This window comes from Pedobacter sp. Bi27 (assembly GCF_918698255.1).
Taxonomy (GTDB): domain Bacteria; phylum Bacteroidota; class Bacteroidia; order Sphingobacteriales; family Sphingobacteriaceae; genus Pedobacter.
In genome coordinates, this window is the sequence record NZ_CAKKMW010000001.1 from 26989 (window position 1) to 43473 (window position 16485).

10 protein-coding genes are annotated in these 16485 nt (G+C 40.0%); all 10 read right to left on the reverse strand.

Annotated features, from left to right (window positions below; translation table 11 throughout):
- Positions 1 to 105: 105 nt before the first annotated feature.
- The 10 genes from LQ227_RS00070 to LQ227_RS00115 all read right to left on the reverse strand — a co-directional run bounded on the left by LQ227_RS00070 (position 106) and on the right by LQ227_RS00115 (position 16272).
- Positions 106 to 2403 (reverse strand): S9 family peptidase, encoded by a 2298-nt coding sequence (locus tag LQ227_RS00070; protein WP_230144285.1) that lies wholly within the window; start codon positions 2401 to 2403, stop codon positions 106 to 108.
- Positions 2404 to 2479: 76 nt separating this feature from the next.
- A complete protein-coding gene (locus LQ227_RS00075) occupies positions 2480 to 3928 on the reverse strand; it encodes an APC family permease (RefSeq protein ID WP_230144284.1) in 1449 nt (482 codons plus the stop codon).
- A 39-nt stretch (positions 3929 to 3967) separates the two neighbouring features.
- The gene (locus LQ227_RS00080; protein WP_230144283.1) at positions 3968 to 5749 is read right to left on the reverse strand and encodes a DUF885 family protein; all 1782 of its coding nucleotides are present in this window, start codon (positions 5747 to 5749) and stop codon (positions 3968 to 3970) included.
- Between the two features lie 85 nt (positions 5750 to 5834).
- Entirely contained in the window at positions 5835 to 6737 is a 903-nt protein-coding gene (locus tag LQ227_RS00085; RefSeq protein ID WP_230144282.1) for an AraC family transcriptional regulator, read from the reverse strand.
- Between the two features lie 942 nt (positions 6738 to 7679).
- Positions 7680 to 8921, reverse strand: coding sequence for an FAD-binding oxidoreductase (locus LQ227_RS00090; RefSeq protein ID WP_230144281.1), 1242 nt, complete (start codon positions 8919 to 8921; stop codon positions 7680 to 7682).
- 38 nt (positions 8922 to 8959) lie between these two features.
- On the reverse strand, positions 8960 to 9961 hold the full coding sequence (locus LQ227_RS00095) for a 4-hydroxyproline epimerase (RefSeq protein ID WP_230144280.1): 1002 nt from the start codon (positions 9959 to 9961) through the stop codon (positions 8960 to 8962).
- Complete coding sequence (locus tag LQ227_RS00100) at positions 9954 to 11540, reverse strand: aldehyde dehydrogenase (NADP(+)) (protein ID WP_230144279.1); 1587 nt, start codon at positions 11538 to 11540, stop codon at positions 9954 to 9956. The genes LQ227_RS00095 and LQ227_RS00100 overlap by 8 nt, the downstream gene beginning before the upstream one ends.
- A 14-nt stretch (positions 11541 to 11554) precedes the next feature.
- Positions 11555 to 12472, reverse strand: coding sequence for a dihydrodipicolinate synthase family protein (locus LQ227_RS00105; RefSeq protein WP_230144278.1), 918 nt, complete (start codon positions 12470 to 12472; stop codon positions 11555 to 11557).
- Between the two features lie 422 nt (positions 12473 to 12894).
- Positions 12895 to 14568 carry a M1 family metallopeptidase gene (locus LQ227_RS00110; protein ID WP_230144277.1) on the reverse strand — a complete coding sequence of 558 codons (1674 nt, stop codon included), beginning with the start codon at positions 14566 to 14568 and terminating at the stop codon, positions 12895 to 12897.
- 297 nt (positions 14569 to 14865) lie between these two features.
- Entirely contained in the window at positions 14866 to 16272 is a 1407-nt protein-coding gene (locus tag LQ227_RS00115; RefSeq protein ID WP_230147676.1) for an aminopeptidase P family protein, read from the reverse strand.
- Between the last annotated feature and the right edge of the window lie 213 nt (positions 16273 to 16485).

A 16485-nucleotide genomic window follows, 5' to 3' on the forward strand; every position in this document is an offset into this window, starting at 1 on the left:
AATAACAATTATTTTTTATGATCGAACGAGAGAAAGATTATGTTATTAAATTTAGAATGAACAAATAGTCAACAAAAAAGTAGCTAATCACCTATCAACCAACGACTATTGAACTAACAAATTTGGGTTTGGTGGTTCGGCATGCAATAAATGTTTTACAAAGAAGTCGCGTTTACGCCTCCGTCCGTAAATACCGCCATCGCTATGACCCATACCCGGAATGCTTAATATATCAAAGTCTTTATTTGCTTTGATCAATGCATCTGCAAGTCTATAGGTTGATTCTGGCGGTACATTTTCATCTGCTTCACCAACAATTAGAAACAGATTACCCTGTAATTTTGGTGCATTGGTAATGTTAGATTGTTCTCCATAGTGCGGCCCAACGGGATAGCCCATCCATTGTTCGTTCCACCATTGTTTATCAATGCGGTTATCATGACAACCACAGGCAGAAACCGCAGCTTTATAAAACTCTGGATGAAATAATAGTGCACCTGTTGAGCTTTGCCCACCCGCCGAAGTGCCATAAATCCCCACTCTTGAAATATCAGCATTTGGATACTTCCCCGCCATAGCTTTCATCCACAATATCCGGTCAGGGAAACCCGCATCTGCTATGTTTTTCCAGCATACATCATGAAAAGCTTTAGATCGGTTGGCGGTACCCATTCCATCAATCTGTACTACAATAAAGCCTAATTCGGCAATGCTCTGCATTTCACTGGCAGGCAAGAAACTTTTGGGCACAAAACTATCATGAGGACCTGCGTAAATATTTTCGATAACAGGATAAGTTTTGTTCGGATCCATTTTTGAAGGAAAGCAAACAATGCCCCAAATGTCGGTTATGCCATCTCTTCCTTTAGATACAAACACTTCAGGCAGTTTAACTCCTGTAGCCAAGTAAATAGCTGATTGGCCATGTTCAATTTCGCTTATTTTTTTGGTGTTCGCAGTTAACCTTAACTCGCTAACAGGCGGCACATTTACCTGTGAATAAGTATCTATATAATATTTACGATCAGGAGAAAAACTGAGGTTATGGTTACCTTTTTCGGGTGTAAGATTTACCAGTCCCTTTCCATCGAACCCAATCCGGTAATAATGGATAAAATAAGGATCTTCACCAGCATTCATTCCATTTGCCCTGAACCAAATCTGACGTTTAACCACATCTACACTATCGATATCCCTAACTACCCAATTACCTTTGGTAACCAGCGTCTGTTTTCCTGTGATGCCATTAACCAGATAAAGGTGTTGCCATCCATCCTGCTCACTGGTCCACAATATTTCATTTGTTTTAGGTATGTAATGGGTATAAATGCGCCGCTCATAAATGAAGGTTTTTGTTTTTTCGTCGATAATATTTTTGGTTTTCCCGGTTAAAACATCCACTTCAATTACCCTAAAACGTTGATGGCCGCGATCTACTTTCTCATAGGTATAATACCTGCTGTTATTACCGCGCCAATGCAATTCTGGTGCACCAAAGAAATCAATTGGATCTGCATCTACTTTAATGGCAGTTTTAGCCACTACATTAAAAACATAGGGCTGATAAGCGGTAAAGTCATCGCCTGGCTGGGCATATTCTCTTGATTTTAATTCACCACGGGTAGTTCCAGGAACCGAACTTAATACATAATGTACTTTTTTAGTCTCTTTCGGATCGATTTTATAGGCAACAATATTTTTTCCATCAGGCGACCATGCAAATTCGCCATATGGTTTATCGGCACTACCATCGGTACTCAATTGGGTTTCTGCTTTGGTAGCCAGATCAATCACAAATATATTTCCACCCCTTATGAGGATTTCATTTTTACCATCAGGCGATTTTCTGGATTCACGGTTCCGTTGCCAGCGCGATCTGCTTTGCTGCAAAGGTCTTTTGGCATTGTAACGATAAATTGTAGTGTCTTTGGTATCCGCTAAACTGTAATCGCTCAAGTTTAATTGATACCATTTATCCTGTATTTTTAGTTTTGCTGTGTTACCCTGATCGGCGAAATACAATTCAGCAAACTGAAGTTTTAATGGATTCTGTTTTTTACCTGTTATCTTTTCTATATTTTCAGCCAGTTTATTGTTATCAAATGCTGCTTTACGTTTACCTGTTGCAGCATCTACATAATAATATTCCCATGTTCTGTTAGGAAGGTTCTTTTTGTACCAAAATGCACTTCCATCTTTTTTCCAAAAGGGAATAAGATCGTTGTTGGTTGGGATATTGCGTAACGCAGTATCCAGCTTAGTAGATAATTGGTAAGCATTTGCCACTTCAGCAGCACTTGGTGCATAGGGCTGCAAACCCGCCTGCTGCGCCAGCAGCTGAAAAGAAACAAAACTTAATAAGATGATCGCTATTGCTTTTTTAGCGCTTGGATAAGTGGTCATTACAGATTTTTTATGGTAAATATAGTGCTACGGCTTTTCAGATTTCCTTTAGATTTTGATGAATAACATCAATATTTTAACCGTTCATATCAACCGCTTCTTTTGCTTTAGAATCCTGGCGGGCAATACTTCCTTTAATCAGGTAATAAACCGGTATACCAATTAAGGTGATGATTAATCCAGGCCAGGTAAATTTAGGTTTAAAAATAATCAGCAAGATACAAAAAGCCAGTCCCATTATCATATAGATAATTGGCAGCACAGGGTAGCCAAAAGCTTTGTAAGGCCGCTCGGCATCAGGCCGTTTCTTACGAAGGATAAAAATTCCAAAAATGGTGAGCATATAAAACATCACCACCACAAACGAGATCATATCCAACAGATCGCCATATTTTCCGCTGATACACCATAAACAAGCAAAAATACACTGAATCCATAGCCCAAAACCAGGAACTGCATTTTTGTTGAGTATACCTACTTTTTTAAAGAAAAGCCCGTCTTTGGCCATTGAGTAATACACCCTGGCACCAGCCATAATTAAACCGTTGTTGCAACCAAAAGTTGAAACCATAATCATTAATGCAATAATGATGGTACCGGCTGTACCGAAGATATGATTAGCAGCAGAAACCGCCACCCGATCTTTATCAGCATAGGCGATATCGTGTAGTGAAAGTACCCCGGTATACATCACATTGGTAAGAATATAGAGCACTGTTACGATTATGGTTCCCAAGGCTAAACTCAGGCCAATATTCCGTGCAGGGTTTTTGATTTCGCCAGCAATAAAGGTAACGTTGTGCCAGGAGTCGCTACTAAATATCGAACCCACCATTGCTGCTGCAATGGCACCAAAAGCCGCCAAAGTGGTATAAGAGCCAATATTTCCATCGGCTGATAGCGGTCCTAAAACCCACATATTTTCCCAGTTGGTTTTCCAGATTCCTTTATCTAAAAAGAAAAGTCCAAATGCAATAAGGCCAAACAGACTTAACAATTTGGCCACTGTAAAGGTGGTTTGGATCACTTTACCGCCGTTTACCCCCCTATTGTTAATATAGGTGAGTAATATAATCACCCCAATGGCCAATAGTTGAGCGGGTGAGATGGTAAAGAAACCTAAATCGATGGCTACCAAATCTTCACTTAGTGCAGGCACGAGATATGCGGTAAACTTGGCAAATGCCACACCTACTGCGGCAATAGTTGCCGTTTGAATTACCGTAAAAAAACTCCAGCCATATAAAAAACTGATCAGCGGATTATATGCTTCCTTCAAATAAATATATTGTCCACCCGCCTTTGGGAACATGGCGCTTAATTCGCCATAACTCAAAGCAGCAGTAAGTGTCATAAAACCTGTAATTAACCAAACCACTAACAGCCAGCCGGAACTGCCTACATTCCGGGTAATATCGGCGCTTACAATAAAAATACCTGAGCCGATCATACTTCCGGCTACAAGCATTGTTGCATCCATCAATTTAAGTGAGGGTTTAAATTGTGTGGTTTCTTTTTCAATCATGTGTTCTGTTGCTTGGTGGTTCAAATGGTTGGTGAGTTTTTATTTAAGTTGGCCGTAAAAATGCCATGAGGTAGTGAAATCGCGGGTTAAAGGCTGATTGGTTAAAGTAGCCCTGATCATTTCTACAGGAATTAAGTTCTCTTTAATCACCGCATCGTGAAAAGCTTTAAAGCTCATCTTACCACTATCAACCAGTTCTTTTTTCAGGGCAAATAGCTGAAGACCGCCGGTAAGATAAGCCACTTGGTACAAAGGACTATAATCGCCTTTGAAAGATCTTCGTACTTCGCCTTCTGCATTGGCGCGTTCGTGACCTACACGATCGACCAGGAAATCGACACACTGCTGAGGAGTCCATTTACCAAGATGAAAGTTTAGCGAAAAAAGAATCCTGGCACAACGGTGCATGCGCCAGAAAAGCATGCCCATTTTTTCTTCAGGAGTTTTGGCAAAACCTTTATCGTAAAGTAAAAGCTCCCAGTACAATGGCCAGCCTTCTACGCTAAAAGGGGTTTTAAAAGGATCGCGGTAGCTTTTATAACGGTTATTGATAAAATATTGATAATGATGACCAGGCAAGAGTTCGTGCTGTACCGTTCCCCTTGAAAAATAAGGATTGTTACCACGCATACTCATTAACTTATCATCTTCTTCCATCGAATTTGTTGGATAAGAAATACTAATTTCGCGCCCGCCGGTAAAAAATGGATTTACCAATTGGCGTTCGGCCGACATCATGACCATACCCCAGGTTTCTTCAGCAAGAGGAGGAATATTAATCAGATCGTTGGCTTTTATAAAGCTTAAGGCATCATCCTGTAATTTTACAATCAACTCTGGCTGTTTACCTAAGGGTACATAGCTGTTCTTGATTTTTTCCTGCGCTTTTTTCCAGTCTTTACCGAAGCCCATTGCTGCTGATGCTTTTAAAAGTTCTTCGTCGCAAAACTTAAATTCTTTTTCGGCAAGCAGAATCAGTTCTTCTGGTGTATAAGGAATAAGTTCGGCATTTAATTGCCTGATCAGTTCTTCCCTTCCGATGGGACTTCCCTTAATTTCTGGTTTGTTTGATTTTGTTGCAGCAACAGGATCTCCTTTATCGTTAAAAAACTTGGCGTAGTTGGTCAAAGCGAGATCTAACTTTTCGTAAGGTTTAGGTGCCCACCAGGTAAAACCAGGTTCATAATCCATATAAAACTGATAAAAGCCTTTTAAACGATGTTTTAAACTTAAGATTATGGCCGTTGCCATTTTAAGCTGATCGGGTTTGAGGCTTGCTTGCTTTGTGAAATTTTGGCTCAGGGTGTCAATCTGTTTCGCAATTTCGGTCATCTGGACAGCCAGTAAAGATCCTTCTTTATAAGTGCCCCTTCTTCTTAGTTTTTCGAGTGCATAAATCGCATCGGCGAAGGTGAAATATCTCGACAGGGCATTATATTCTGTTTCCTCTTTACCTAAGAGCCAAACAGAAGATTCTATCTGTTTTTTAAGGAGGATATAATCTACTTTGCCATAAATGCTAAAGCCTTCAAATTTGGCCGATTTTAACTTGCTTAAATAATCTTTATTAATGTCTTGCAGACGTTTTCTTTGTTCCGGGCTTTTAAAAGTAGTCATCGGGAAAGAATAAGTACCTCCTGCAGAATAAGGATAGTAGAAATCGTTAATGGCATCTACATCCCTTTGGTAGCCTACTATCAGCGTGCCCATTTCGCTGGTTTGTTCGTACAAACTTTCGTTTGAAGTTTGGGCTAATACAAAAGTACCTGATAACAGGCTTACCACTAACAAAAGGGCAAAAAATTTCAATTTGTTTTGCATTTAGCGTTGGTTAAATTTAACGAATAGCATTTGCCTCCATTTGAAAAATGGCTAGCTTTTTTGTGAAAAATAAAAGTGTTTTTTGTTAAGCGCCTACGTAGCTCACCCTGCTCACATTATTATAGGTATCGATATATGCTCTTGGCGACTGGCCAATAATGCTTTTAAATACCCGGTTAAAATTGGTAATGCTATTGAAACCAGCTTTATAGGCTACACCTGAAATGCAATCGGCTTTCTCACCCGAAATAAGGCTTTTACAGGCATCGTTAATTCTAACTTCGTTTAAAAAGGACACGAAAGTATGTCCGGTATGTTTCTTAAAATATCTGCAGAAGGCCTGAGGAGTCATAAACGCGGCATTGGCTACATCTTCTAAAGAAATTTGATTGTTGTAGTTTTCGGTGATAAAGTTAATGATCTTACTCAACCGCATCCCTTCATTTTCGGTTACGTTAGAAGAATACATATCCGAACATAACGATTCTACATTCTCATTTAAATCCTGAAGACTGTTAACCAATTTCAGGAAGTTAAACAGCACATCAACTCCTGATGCCTGGTGAACATTGAACATTTTGGCTACCATATTTTTAGTAAATGCAGCAGGAATTTTGAAACCATGTTTGTTTTTAGCTAAAAAACCACTTGCCATCTTCATTTCGGGAAGATTGAACAAAGCAGCTAATATACCGTTAGGATTAAAGTAAATCGAACATGCTTTGATTGTTTTATTGTTATCAGCAGAGAAATATTCGGGGTTGCTTTTAAAAAGATGTGGAAGTTTTGCCCCAATTACAAAAATATCGCCCGATCGGAAAGCATGCATGTCATTCCCCGCAATTAACGTGCCCTCTCCTTTTTCTATATAAGTAATCTGCCATTCATCATGTCGGTGCAGATACTGGTAAAAATATGGAAGTTCAATATGTTCCGATATCACACTCTTGTCATCGGGAACAAGCATGGTAAATGGTAATACTTTCATAATTTTTGGTTTAGTTGGTTGAGTTTGATTACGAATTGAATGTATAAATATTAACTCAAATAAACCAATAAAACTCAAATAAGGTTAAAATCATGCTATATTTTGATAATATATGACGGATTTGATGATGAATTAGGCAGCTTGTAAAGCACTATATATTTAGTTAACCTACTGTAAAGCAAGATCTAAAACGATTAAACTAAACAGGTAAAGCCTGTTATTTTTGGATTTAGTAGCCTATACCGACGTTTTTTGAGGAAATTGTGATGAAACGGAGTTAAGTCGAGAGTCTCCATCCTAAATATAGAATTGTGATCCTGAGGAATAATTTATTGGATAAAAATCAATATGAATGACGCATATCCTTTTTTCGCCCAGAGGCTCATTCTTGCCTCGGCTCGCCGCCGCCGAAGGGCTCTTTCTTTTTGACATCAAAAAGAAACAAAAACTGCCGGCTGAAAATTTTTCTTTCGAAGCCAGCAGGCAGGCCTGGGCAGTACAGCCCGAAAAATTTGTTAGGCCGGATTTAAGTAGAACGTGGATACCATACTATGGCCTAGCTGGATGGGAACGCCAAATTTGTTAAAATGCTGATTAATAATTACTTGCAAAACAAAGTTAATGGTAGCTTGTCGAAGCACCCGTTTTAAATGTCTTGCAAGGCGTTTCGACAGGCTCTCCGTAGGAGTCCTTTGGACAACGTGACAAATTCGAAGTAAATTACATTTTATGATACAACCTCTTAGCCATTAAAGCTTGTTGGATTACGTTCCAAATCATTTACCAGTAATGGATGTGTAAAATCGAGCGTCATCCGATAGCTATCAGATGCGAGGAGGAAACGGCGAAGCAATCTTTCCTACCATAGGTAAAGATTGCTTCGTCTAATCAAAATTGGCTTCACAATGATGACATTCCTCGAATAACTGGATCCTTAGTATATTATCTAACTACTGCAAATGGCTCCATTTTTAGATCAGTAGCCATGCCCGAAGCAATCTGGCTAACCAACAAACCGGTTGCGGGGCCTAAACTTAACCCCATCATACCGTGGCCGGTAGCGATAATAAGATTTTCTCTTTTTTCGCTTCTGCCAATGTAAGGCAAACCATCAGGTGATGACGGACGGAAACCATACCAGATATCTTTTTCTGCCGGAAGTGCGGGGTTTAAATCTGGAAAATATGCTGGAACCGATTCCACTATCCCTTTAACCCTTTGCATATTAATGCGGGTATTAATTTTATCTAACTCCATTGTACCGCCATACCTAATCTGTCCGTTCATTGGTGTTATGGCCACTCTGGCTTCACATAGCAATGCCGGAATAGTTAGCCGTTGCTGAGGTTCTGGTTCCATAAAAGAATAACCTTTACCTGGCATTAAAGATATTTTAACATCGGCCATTTTAGCCACAGCAGGCGACCATGAACCAGTTGCCAAAACGTACTGATCGGCTTCCCAGGCAGTATTGCCCGTAAAAACCTTCATAATGCGATTACCTGCCGTTTCAATATTATCAACCGCTCTGCCACGTTCTATCTTAACACCATTGTTTAATAAATATTGAAGCAAAGCATTCATCAACTTTGTTGGGTAAAGGTGTGCATCGCAACGATAATGTACTGCGCCCAAAACATCTAATTTTAAATCGGGTTGTAATGCGCGGCATTCGTCGGCTGTTAATACAGCCATATCCAAACCCAGTTCAATTGCCCTTGCAGCTAAATGCGCTTCTTCTTCTCCTGCTTTTTCTGTTTTATAAAATGCCAGAATACCATTATTGGTTAATTCGAAATCGAAATCAGGCTCTTTTGCCAAGCCTTCATATAGTTTTTTGCTCAGTAGCGATAAATCGCGTAAAGGAGCTGCCGATTGGCTCACATGTTTTGCCGTGGCATGTTTCATAAATTTCAAACCCCAGTTAATGAGGTTACCATTTAAAGACGGGCGAACATAAAACGGACTTTTGCTGTCAAACATCCAACGGATACCTTGCTTTATCATACCCGGTGCAGCCAAGGGTACAAAATGGCTTGGTACAATCATCCCTGCATTACCAAAAGAGCAGTTGTCGGTAATATCTCCTTTATCTAAAACTGTAACTTCGTAGCCTTTTTTCTGCAGATAATACGCTGAAGTTAAACCTACTATTCCACCACCTATAATTAATACTTTCGACATTCTTTTAATTTATACTGCTGATATTCTTTTAAAACTCACTAAATCACCTGAAATCCATGTGCATATGGATCATCTTCGGCATCTATTTTAATGGTATTGTAGCCATAAATTTTTGCCCAACCCTCTACACTTGGTATAATGGCTTTAATTCCGTTCAGGTCTACAACTTCTTCTACTCTTCCTATAAACTTGCTGCCGATAAAACTTTCGTGGATAAAATCTTCTCCTTGTTTTAGTTTTCCTTTAGCAAACCATTGTGCCAAACGGGCCGAAGTGCCTGTTCCACATGGCGAACGGTCGATGGCTTTATCACCATAAAAAACTGCATTCCTGGCGGTTGATGTAGGGTCGATTGTTTTACCGGTCCACAACACATGGCTACAGCCATTTATCGTCGGATCTAAAGGATGTACAAAAGTATATTGTTCGTTGATGCGTTTTCTAATGGTCTGGCTCCAGGTAATCAGTTGCGAAGCGGTGTAGTTTTCCAGTCCCGGAAAATTTCCCTGTGGGTCTACAATGGCATAAAAGTTACCGCCATAAGCTACATCAAAAGTAAGCGTACCTAAATCCGGGCATTCTACTTCTAAATTTTCTGCAGCCAAATAAGAAGCTACGTTTTTCAGCTTAACCGATTTAACCTTTTTACCTTCCTGCTTATATTCAATCAAAACTAATCCGGCCGGGGCTTCCATTCTGATCACCCCAGGTATTTTGGGCTGAATCAATCCTTCCTCAATAGCAATGGTAATGGTACCGATAGTACCATGGCCGCACATTGGAAGGCAGCCACTGGTTTCGATAAAAAGCACAGCTACATCATTGGCTGGATCGTGAGGTGGATAAAGAATACTGCCCGACATCATATCATGACCGCGTGGTTCGAACATTAAACCTGTTCTGATCCAATCGAATTCTTTCAAAAAATGCTGACGCTTTTCGCTCATATTTGAGCCAATAAGCTGAGGGCCGCCGCCTGCAACTAACCTAACCGGATTTCCGCAAGTATGTGCATCTACACAAAAAAAAGTTTTACTCATGAGATTTCGTTAATATCTGGTTAACCGTTCTGAAAATACCCAAAGGGTTTCCGTCTTTCAATTCATCGGGCAACAATTCCTGTTCCCAATCCTGATAAGCCAATGGCCTTGCAAAACGGTTGATTGCTGTTGAACCAACTGAAGTAAAACGGCTATCGTTAGTAGCAGGAAATGGTCCACCATGTTGCATAGCGGCACAAACTTCTACGCCTGTAGGCACACCATTTAAAATAATCCTTCCGGTTTTATCAGTCAGCTTATTTACCAAAGTTTGATAATGCTGAAGCTCCTGTTTTTCGGCCATTAGGGTTACGGTAAGTTGTCCTTCGAGAATATCAATGGCTTTTTCAAGTTCAGCAATATCCTGAGCAACAACCAGCAACGAATATGGGCCGAAAATTTCTTCGCGAAGTTTTGAATTTTTAATAAAATCAGCAGCGCTTACCTGAGCAACTTTCGCCTCTGATTGATTTTGAAGCTCACTATTTTTTACTGTTGATGCCGATAAAAGCGCAACGCCACCTTCATTTACTACCTCAACAGAAAGTTTACCATAATTATTGGCAATACCTTCGGTAAGCATAGTTGCAGATGGAATAGTTGAAATTGCCTCTTTTAAAACGGCTTTAAAATTTTCGAGTGCCGGCGATTGAACCGCTAACAATAAACCTGGGTTGGTACAAAACTGACCAGCCCCCAAAGTAATTGATGCAGCATATTTTTTAGCCAGTTCTTCTGCCTGATTTTCTATTGCCTTGGGAAGAAAGATTACCGGATTAATGCTTCCCATTTCGGCAAAAACCGGAATAGGCTGTTCGCGCTGTTGCGCAAGATTAATCAAGGCCATTCCTCCTTTAAACGAACCTGTAAATGTCACTGCTTTTGTTAATGGATGCTGAACCAAGCCAGCTCCAATGGTATAACCATCATCATACAACAAAGAGAAAACACCTTTAGGCATTCCCGTTTTTTCGGCAGCTTTGATAATGGCACCGCCTACCATTGCACTGGTTCCGTAATGTGCGGGATGTGCTTTAACTACTACCGGGCAACCAGAAGCTAGTGCTGACGCTGTATCGCCACCTGCAACTGAAAAAGCAAGTGGAAAATTACTTGCACCAAAAACTACTACCGGCCCGATTGGAATCAGCATTCGTCTAATATCAGGCCGTGGTAAAGGTTGTCTTTCAGGCAGTGCAGTATCAATAATTGCATCAACCCAAGAGCCTTCGGAAACCAGATTGGCAAATAACCTTAACTGGCCTGTGGTTCTGCCCAATTCGCCCTGTAAACGACCTAAAGGCAAACCGCTTTCTGCCGAAGCCCTTTCTACCAACTCCCCGCCAAGATTAGCGATTTCATCGGCAATGGCATTTAAAAAAGCGGCTTTAAGATCTTTATTTAGGTTTCTATAGCTTTGGAAAGCCGATGTTGCCGATGTTAAGGCATCATTAACAAGGCTATCGTTCGCTTTAAAAAATTCACCGTCAAGCGTTAATCCCGTTGCGGGATTAACAGCTTTAAGGCTTCTTTCATTAACTTCTACATAAGTGCTGGCTACAATATTTTTTCCGTTCATATTTGGTTTTTAAACTATTTTCCCCAGCTACCTTCAGGTAGTTCCGGACGAACAGCTAATGCATCATTAATAATTTTCAATACTTTTTCTCTCTCTGCGCCACTTATTGGTAAACGGGGTGCACGAACAGCTTCTGTTCCTAATCCGGTTGCTACCTCAGCCAATTTAATGTACTGTACCAATTTTGCATGAATATCCAGCTCAAGTACAGGTAAAAACCAACGGTAAATGGTTAGCGCCTCAGCAATGCGGTTTTCTTTAATCAGTCTGAAAATGGCAACTGTTTCTCTTGGGAAAGCATCTACTAAACCTGCAACCCATCCATGAGCACCCATCACGATACTTTCCATCGCCAATGGATCTACACCCGTAAAAATTTTGAAGCGGTCGCCAAAGCGGTTGATTAATCGGGTTATGTTCGATACATCTCTCGTTGATTCTTTGATCGCCTGGATGTTATCATATTTTGTTAAAACCTCAAACATATCTAAAGTTACTTCGATTTTATAATCAACAGGATTGTTATAAATCATGATCGGCAGACTTGTGCTTTCAGCAATGGCACCAAAAAATGCTAAAGTTTCATCTGGAGCAGCATTATAACGCATTGGAGGCAACAACATTAAACCTTGTGCGCCAAGCGATTCTGCTTTTTTAGCTACTTCGATTGCTTTTTTGGTAGTTGACTCTGCAATGTTCAATAAAACCGGCACTCGGCCATTTACAACAGTTAAGGTATGCGATAACAGGCCGAACTTTTCTTCATCGGTTAATACACTGGCTTCGCCAAGCGACCCACCTAAAATAATCCCTTCAGCACCTGCTTCTAACTGCGCTTCGATATTTAAATCGAAAGCCGGAAAATCTAACTCATCATTTGCCGTAAATTTTGTTGTTACAGCAGGGAAAACCCCAGTCCATTTAATACTCATTGTAATTTATGTTTTTAATAATTATATACAAGAAAACAAGGCCTGCTTTTAAAACCAAAAATTTAGTTTTAATTGACCAAAACATCACTCAGCTAGTTTATTTAGCAACAAACCCATTTAAATGATGCTCAAAGTTAGCATATCCGCTTACGGGAATATTGTTGGATTTTAACCAATATTGGTCATAAATGCGCCATTTAAAGCAGACACAGTTGATTTGGAAAAGCTGAGGCTCTTGTAGGAGAAATGAGATATAACAAAAAAAAGTATCCTTACGAAAAAGAATACCTTTAATAAAATCTGTCGGATGGTAACATCCAACAGCACTATAATGAGATATAACAAAAAAGGCATCCTTACGAAAAAGAATACCTTTTAATAAAATCTGTCGGATGATAACATCCAACAGCACTTCCAATGAATTATTTTGTGTTTTTCACCTCTAGGTAGTACATAAATTCGATACCCGATTTTGTAAAAAGCGCATCCTGACCTTTAGCCAATGCAACCTGTTGCCAGCTTTGCGATGGAATAATTTTAAGCGTTTTAACACCTTCTTTTTTCAGGCTTAAAGGCAGATTGAAACCTTTAACACAATTGCTATAACGGTAAAAAGCTTTACCACCTTTAAGGTAATATTCGAATTTAGGAACTTGCACGGTACGCAGGTACTGATCAAAAACTTTTGAAAAATTGTAACCCGCCTTTTTAGAAACATAATTTTCGATCTGAGCGGTAGTTACTGTTTTATGGTAAAAGGTTTGGTTGAGCCCACGCAATATCGATCTAAAAAGCTCGTCGTTATTTAAACTGTGTCTAATGGCGTGCAACATGTTCCCTCCTTTTGGATACATATCGCCACTGCCCTGCGCATTTACACCATAAGGGGGAATAATGGGGCTATCATTCCGGATGCCTTTTCTGATCCCAAAATTGTATTCGTTACCGGCTTTATTGCCAAAAATGTAATCTACAAAAAGGGTTTCGCTATAATTTGTAAAACCTTCGTGCACCCACATATCTGCCAGATCGTTGGTGGTAATGTTATTGCCGAACCATTCGTGCCCGCTTTCGTGGATAATGATGAAATCCCATTTTAAGCCCCAGCCATCGCCCGACATGTCTCTTCCTCTATAGCCAAACTTATAACCATTGCCATAAGATACTGCCGATTGATGCTCCATCCCGGTGTGCGAAGCATCGATAAGTTGATAACCATCTTCATAAAAAGGATATGGTCCAAACCAATGCTCCAGACTTTTCATCATTTTATGCACCTGGTCGGGCATATAAGTTTTCGCCTTTGGATAATTGTAATCAAGCACCCAATAATTCACATCTAATGCACCTTTTTCGCCTGCATATTTCTCCTTAAAATTCACATACTTGCCTATGTAAGGAATGATGCAATAATTACTGATCGGATTTTTAACATTGTACTGACAAGTCACGGTACCATCGTGATTATCCTTCTTGAATACCAGTCGCCCATTCCCTACTGCTACCAAGGTATCAGGAACCGTCATTGTTAAAGAAGCGCCCAGATTAGGTTCGTCGCTTTGATGATCTTTATTCGGATACCAGACTGAAGCGCCTAAGCCCTGACAGGCCACCGTCATCCATGGGCGCGAAAGCGAATCGGTGGTGAAGATAAAACCGCCATCCCAGGGTGCTCTTTTGGCCTGGTGAACCTTTCCATGGTAAAAAATATGAACATTATTCAGTACAGATAACTTTTGCGCCGGAACATGCACATACCAAACACTGCCAACATGTTCGAATTTCACCTTCGAACTTCCGTTGTACAGCACACTATCAATAATTAATGGTTCCTGCAAATCGATCTGCATGCGGGTACTACCATTATTATTTTGCACTACTTTGTATACGATTTTATTCGAGCCGCTTATACTTTTATCATTATAATCAGGTTTAACAGAAAGTTCGTAACGCTGCACATCCCACCAGGTACGTTCGGCATTTAAGCTCCCCCTTAAGGTATCGGCCAGCGTGTAAACCTTTGGCGACTGCGCAAAAAGTATGGTACTGAATAATACTAAAATTATTGTTAAGGTTACAAGTGTTAATTTTCTCATCTTTTAATGGTTATCATATTGAAATGGCGTATTATTAATTTGAAAAGCAGTTTCAGTTTTTCATCGGTTATGGCAGCCCTGCTATCCCTCCTGCTCTGATAAAGGATCGGGAGCATCCGTTCTATCAGGTTTATTTAACCGTGGTTCTGTGCTTCTATCCTAGTTTTCTAGCCCTGACAGAAGCGGGCATCCCGATTTTTTCATCGGGATAAAGCGGATGGCAGGACTATCCTTTAAAAAAACCGAAAAGCCCTGTGCTCCAAAAAAAACAGAAATTATTCCAAATAACCGTCCTTGCTAATAAGCTTCACTTCTAATCGCTTCTATTTCATCTGTGGTTAAGGCCAAATGTTTACCCAACATCCGGCTTCCGTTTTCGGTAACCAGAAAATCGTCTTCAACCCTAATGCCGCTAAAGTTTCTGAACTGCTCCAATTTATCGTAATTAATAAATTCGGCAAACTGGTTGGTGGCTTTCCAACGGTCTATTAATTCGGGAATAATATAAACACCTGGTTCTACCGTTAACACATATCCTGCTTCGAGTGCTTTGCCTAGCCTTAACGATTTCAACCCGAACTGGGTGGTGTTTTTAGTCAGTTCATCTGTATAACCTACATATTGCTCGCCTAAATCTTCCATATCGTGCACATCTAAGCCCATCATATGGCCTGTTCCGCATTGAAAAAACATGGCATGCGCACCGGCTTGCACCGCATCGTCTACATTACCCTTCATCAGACCAATATCTTTTAAACCCCGTGTCAGCATCTTACACGAGGCCAGATGCACATCTAAATATTTTACACCCGGCGCCAACATATTTTTGCCATGCGTGTAAGCATTCAGTACAATATCATACACATCTTTTTGCTCGGCACTAAACTTTTTGCCTACCGGAAAAGTACGCGTAAGATCGCCCGCATAACCTAAAGCTGTTTCTACACCAGAGTCGTTCAAAACCAATTGACCTTCCTGTAGCTGATTCCCATGATAATGGTTATGCAAAATTTCGCCACGAACAGTTAAAATAACCGGATAAGCTAAATTACCGCCCGAAGCCAATGCAGCACCTTGAATTTTTGCTGCAAGTTCGCGTTCGTACATGCCGGGTTTTGCCTGTTGCATTACCATTAAATGGATATCGGCCGATATTGCTGCTGCACGGTCTAATTCTTCAATTTCTTCGACAGATTTAATCGATCGTTGTGCCACAACGGCTTTAATAAAACTTAGAGATGCTTTTTCTTTAAGCTGATCGACAGGTAGATTAAGCCAACTGGCCAATTTAATCTTATTCTCTGAGCGGTAAGGGGGTAAGAAATGAACCTGTCGCTTTTTCTCTTGGTATTGTTTAAGATAAGTGTCCAGTTGCGCTAAAGGCAGAACTTTGGTCAAGCCGGCATCCAAACTTTTTTCTTCAAGTGTTTTCTGTCTGCCCATCCACACGATATCGTCAATTCCCATTTCATCACCGAAAAGGATTACCTGATCTTCATCAAGGTCGATGATAGCGCCCAATGAGGGCTCACTTATCCCAAAATAGTATAAAAAGGTACTATCCTGCCTAAAATGGTAGGTATTGTCCTTATAATTCATCGGACTTTCTTCATTACCCAAAAAGAGTAATATTCCCGAATTTATCTTTGATTTTAATGTTGCTCTTCGTTGGAGGTAAACTTTCTTTTCAAACATATTTTTCATGTGTTAAGCAAATATCCAAAAAGCCATATTCATTACATCAGAATTAAAATGAATGGATAAAATATGGTTTATATCTGCAAATTATAAGCTATGGTTATGGCACAAAAATCACAATAAATTTCAGGTTAGCGAAGAAGAAAGGTAAAATCTGCACATAGGAAGAGTGATTAATGAAAGTTTTTGATAGCGTTAACAATTTTTAGCCGCGAAGAT

Excerpts from the sequence above, each read along its gene's own strand:
- LQ227_RS00115 (WP_230147676.1), bottom strand. The coding sequence starts at position 16,272 with ATGAAAAATATGTTTGAAAAGAAAGTTTACCTCCAACGAAGAGCAACA.
- LQ227_RS00090 (WP_230144281.1), bottom strand. The coding sequence starts at position 8,921 with ATGTCGAAAGTATTAATTATAGGTGGTGGAATAGTAGGTTTAACTTCA.
- LQ227_RS00085 (WP_230144282.1), bottom strand. The coding sequence starts at position 6,737 with ATGAAAGTATTACCATTTACCATGCTTGTTCCCGATGACAAGAGTGTG.
- LQ227_RS00105 (WP_230144278.1), bottom strand. The coding sequence starts at position 12,472 with ATGAGTATTAAATGGACTGGGGTTTTCCCTGCTGTAACAACAAAATTT.
- LQ227_RS00080 (WP_230144283.1), bottom strand. The coding sequence starts at position 5,749 with ATGCAAAACAAATTGAAATTTTTTGCCCTTTTGTTAGTGGTAAGCCTG.
- LQ227_RS00070 (WP_230144285.1), bottom strand. The coding sequence starts at position 2,403 with ATGACCACTTATCCAAGCGCTAAAAAAGCAATAGCGATCATCTTATTA.
- LQ227_RS00110 (WP_230144277.1), bottom strand. The coding sequence starts at position 14,568 with ATGAGAAAATTAACACTTGTAACCTTAACAATAATTTTAGTATTATTC.
- LQ227_RS00075 (WP_230144284.1), bottom strand. The coding sequence starts at position 3,928 with ATGATTGAAAAAGAAACCACACAATTTAAACCCTCACTTAAATTGATG.
- LQ227_RS00095 (WP_230144280.1), bottom strand. The coding sequence starts at position 9,961 with ATGAGTAAAACTTTTTTTTGTGTAGATGCACATACTTGCGGAAATCCG.
- LQ227_RS00100 (WP_230144279.1), bottom strand. The coding sequence starts at position 11,540 with ATGAACGGAAAAAATATTGTAGCCAGCACTTATGTAGAAGTTAATGAA.